General features: G+C 29.7%; 2 protein-coding genes. Both read left to right on the top strand.

Annotation, left to right across the window (positions count from 1 at the left end):
* The first annotated feature begins 218 nt into the window (after nt 1-218).
* Nucleotides 219-1,316: a redox-regulated ATPase YchF gene (gene ychF, locus ON17_RS03065; RefSeq protein ID WP_017192037.1), complete on the top strand. Its 1,098-nt coding sequence runs from the start codon at nt 219-221 to the stop codon at nt 1,314-1,316.
* A gap of 84 nt (nt 1,317-1,400) precedes the next feature.
* Nucleotides 1,401-4,130, top strand: a complete 2,730-nt coding sequence (gene ileS, locus ON17_RS03060) for an isoleucine--tRNA ligase (RefSeq protein ID WP_017192036.1) — start codon at nt 1,401-1,403, stop codon at nt 4,128-4,130.
* Nucleotides 4,131-4,542: the final 412 nt, after the last annotated feature.

The following is a 4,542-nucleotide window of genomic DNA, read 5'->3' as shown; positions in this document are numbered from 1 at the left end:
TTCCATGTATGTGTTTGTTTTAGTTTTTTCCTTTATTCTAACCTCCACATTGAGGACAATGTAATTTTAAGTGTCGGGGGATATTTTCGTTCTTTTATGTTTTTTTCGATTAGCCTCTTTATTCTTTTTCTTTTTTTATGTTTTTTTAAAAAAAAGATGATAAAGAATTCATGATAAATTTTAATAAATCTTACTCAACTACAAGGTGAATATAAATTATGAAAGTAGGAATTGTAGGTTTACCTAATGTTGGTAAATCAACTTTATTTAATGTTTTAACTAATATGAATATTTTAGAAGCGAATTATCCTTTTGCCACTATAGATCCTAATGTTGGTATAGTTCCCATTCCAGACCAACGTTTAAACCATTTAGCCAGTCTTTTTCAATCTCAAAAAATTATTCCCACCCAAATTGAATTTATCGATATTGCTGGTTTGGTAGAAGGAGCTTCGAAAGGAGAAGGTTTAGGTAATAAATTTTTAGGTCATATTCGTAATGTAGATACTATTTGTCATGTCTTAAAATGTTTCGAAGACCCCAATATTATGCATGTCAGAGACCATATTAATCCTATTGAAGAAAGTAATATTATTGAAACAGAATTAATTTTATCTGATTTAGAACAAATAGAAAAACGTTTAGCGAAAATAAATAAACAAAAAAAGGCTAAAAACGATAAAGAGACTTTGCAAGAACAAGAATTATTAACCAGAATTAAAAAACATTTAGAAAACGAAAAACCCGTCACGGAACTACAGTTCACTTCTGAAGAACAATTAATTATTAAAAATTTTAATTTATTGTCTTTAAAACCTATGATGTATATTGGTAATTTTCACGAAAAAGATTTAAAAAATTTAGACCAGAATCCTTTTTTCCAAGCTATGATGAAATACAGTCAAAACCAAAACCGCCAATTCATCCCTCTTTCTATCTTGTTAGAAAAAGAATTAGCCGCTTTAGAGGAAACAGACCGTCAATCTTTCTTACAAGAGTATAATTTAAAAGAATCCGCCCTCCAAAACGTGATTCAACAAAGTTATCAATTATTAGGTTTAGAAACTTATTTCACTACCGGAAAAGACGAAACAAAAGCTTGGTCTTTTGCGAAAGGTTCCACCGCTCCCCAATGTGCTCGCTTAATCCATACGGATTTTGAACGTGGTTTCATTAGAGCCGAAGTTTATAATTATCAAGATATCCAAACCTTAACATCTTTAACCAAAATTAAAGAAAACGGTAAATTAAGACTAGAAGGTAAGAATTACTTAGTCCAAGACGGAGATATAATTGTTTTTCATTTCAATGTTTAAGAAACCACCCATCAGTTTTTCCCCTATTGATAAAAGAATAAATAAAAAAATATAAAAAGAAAAATAAAGGAGAGATAAGCCATTATGAAGATAGATTACAAAAATACTTTATTAATGCCTCAAACAGATTTTCCTATGAGAGGTAATTTAAGCCAAAAAGAAGTAGAAATAGAAAAACATTGGGAAGAGATCGATTTATACCAAGAAGTGTTAAAACAAAACGCCAATAATCCTCATTTTATTCTTCACGATGGACCACCTTACGCTAACGGAGAGATTCATATCGGTCACGCTTTAAATAAAATTTTAAAAGATTTTGTCGTACGTTTTCATACTATGCAAGGCTTTTATTCCCCTTTTGTCCCTGGCTGGGATACTCACGGATTACCCATTGAAATCGCGGTTTTAAAGAAATTTTCCCAAGATAGACATACTCATAGAACGGAATTTCTTCAAGAATGCGAAAGATTCGCTTTATCTTTTGTAGAGAAACAGAAAAAGAACTTTAAAAGAATAGGGATTTTAGGCAATTGGAACAAACCTTATATCACTTTAAATAATACTTATGTCGCTGATCAAGTGCGTGTTTTAGGTAAAATGGTCGAAAAAAAATTAATTTTTAAAAATTTAAAACCTATTTATTGGTCCCCTTATTTACAGTCTTCTTTAGCGGAATCAGAAATTATTTATCAAGAACACCGTTCTTTATCTATTTTTGCTTGTTTTAAAATTAAGGACAAGCCTCAATTTAAAGATGTTAATTTATTGATATGGACCACTACTCCTTGGACTTTACCAGCCAATGTCGCTATTTGTGTTCATCCCAAAAAAAATTATCATTTAGTGGAGGTTAACAACCAAAAATATATCGTTGGAGATAATGTTTTAGAGAAGTTAAAAGAAAAATTTAACTGGCAAAAGGTAGTTATTTTAAATACTTTCCTAGGTAATACTTTAGAAAATATCACTTATGAAAATGTGGTTTTTCGACGCCAAGGTAAAATCGTTCTAGATACTTATGTTTTAGATAATGAAGGTACTGGTTTAGTTCATACCGCTACCGGACATGGTTATGATGACTTTTTAGTAGGTAAAAGGTATAATTTAGATGTTATTTGTAGTGTAGATAAAAAAGGTTTAATGACTGAGATAGCGGGACCTTTTAAAGGTGTTTTCTACTCTAAAGCGAACGAATTAATCGCGGAGGAATTAGATAAACAAGGTCTTTTAGTGAAATCAGAATGGATCACTCATTCCTATCCTCATGATGAACGTATTAAAAAACCCGTTATTTTCTTAGCGATAGAACAATGGTTTTTAAATATTAACCAAATTAAACCCCAAATTTTAGCCGAAATAAACAAAATAGATTGGTTCCCACAATGGGGACAAAAAAAGATGACCCATATGATTACGAACCGTAATGATTGGGTGATTAGTCGTCAAAGAATGTGGGGCGTTCCTATTCCTATTTTTTACGCTGAAGATGAATTGCCTATTTTAGAGGCTGATTTGATTAACCATATCGCTGACTTATTCGAAAAACACGGGAAAGAGATTTGGTATCAATGGGACGTCAAAGATTTATTGCCGCCAGGTTATACCAACAAAAGAAGCCCTAATCATCGTTTTACCAAAGAAAAAGATGTTATTGATGTTTGGTTTGATTCTGGTACTTCTTATAATGTTGTCAACCGTTTATCGCCAGAGTTTTTACCCGCTAATGTCTATTTAGAAGGTTCGGACCAATATAGAGGATGGTTCAATTCTTCTTTAACTACTTCTATCGCCGCTTACGGTAAAGCTCCTTGCCGACAAGTAGTGACTCATGGTTTTATTTTAGACAGTAAAGGTGTTAAAATGAGTAAATCATTAAATAATGTGATTGATCCTTTAACTATCATTAAACAAAAAGGAGCCGACGTTTTAAGGTTATGGGTTTCTAGTATTAGTTATAACGCTGATGTCAGATTGGATAACGCTATTGTTCAACAAATTGAAGAAAAGTATCGCAAAATCAGAAATACTTTACGCTTTATGTTAGGTAATTTACATGATTTTAATCCTCAAACTAATTATATCGGTTTTGAAAAAAGATCATCTATTCATCAAGCAATAGTGTTAGAGTTTAAAGAAATTTTCTTACAAGCGATTGGATATTACGAAACATATGATTTTGAAAAAATTATGAGTTTATTATATCCTTTCATTTCTGTCCGTATTAGTGCTTTTTATTTAGATTTTACTAAAGATGTTTTATACATTGAAAAAGCTAATAACTTAGAAAGACGTGTTATTCAATCCACTATTTATGATCTTTTAATAGATTTATTAAAACTATTAACACCGATTATTCCTCATACAACTTCAGAAGCTTATAAAGCTTTACCTTTCCAAAAGAAAAAAGACATTTATTTAGAACAAATGCCGACTAAAACAGAATTAAAAGTTTTTCTTCAAAAATATTATTCTGATGCTTTACAAGAAGCTTATAAAAATTTCTTTAACTTAAGAGAAGTGGTTATGAAACATTTAGAAAAAGCGCGTCAAAATAAATTTATTAATAAATCTTTACAAGCTAAATTAGTGCTTCATTTACCAAAAACGGATGTTGATTCTTTTGTGGTTTTAGATGTTAAAGACCAATTAAACCAATTATTCATTGTTTCTCAAGTGGAACTCCATGAAGCACAAGAAGTAAAAGTTGCTGTTCAACAGGCGTTAGGTCCTACTTGTCCTAGATGTTGGAATGTTGTAGAAAACAAAAAAGAAGATGTTTTGTGTCAGCGTTGTGCCCAAGTAGTTAAAGATTAATAATAACCTATTTGGATAAGAATAGTACAATGATATTTTAATAAAAATATTACATATCGTCTTTTTGATCTTTCAAAACACTATAATTCAATAAAAAAGAGACCATTGCTAGTGGTCTTTTTTTTATTATCATCTTTTTTGATTACTATAAAATAACAATAAATCGCAATGATAATTTTTAGGTTCAAAAGATAATTAGACATTACATCTCAAACATAAATAAATTTTTGTTACAATGAACCTTTTTCAAGTCTTTTTATTAAAAATAAATCAATAATGATATCATATTGAGAAAAATAATAGAAATGATTTTCTCAATAATATTTCGCCAACACAAAGAAATTTTATGTTTTTAATCATTTTTGCATGAAATAATTTTAATTTTATTATATAATTAAAATAATCATTTTTT

It is taken from the genome of Poinsettia branch-inducing phytoplasma str. JR1 (assembly GCF_000309465.1).
Classification (GTDB): domain Bacteria; phylum Bacillota_I; class Bacilli_A; order Acholeplasmatales; family Acholeplasmataceae; genus Phytoplasma; species Phytoplasma pruni.
Note: the sequence above shows the minus strand (reverse complement) of the source record. Positions and strands in the feature narration are given on the sequence as shown.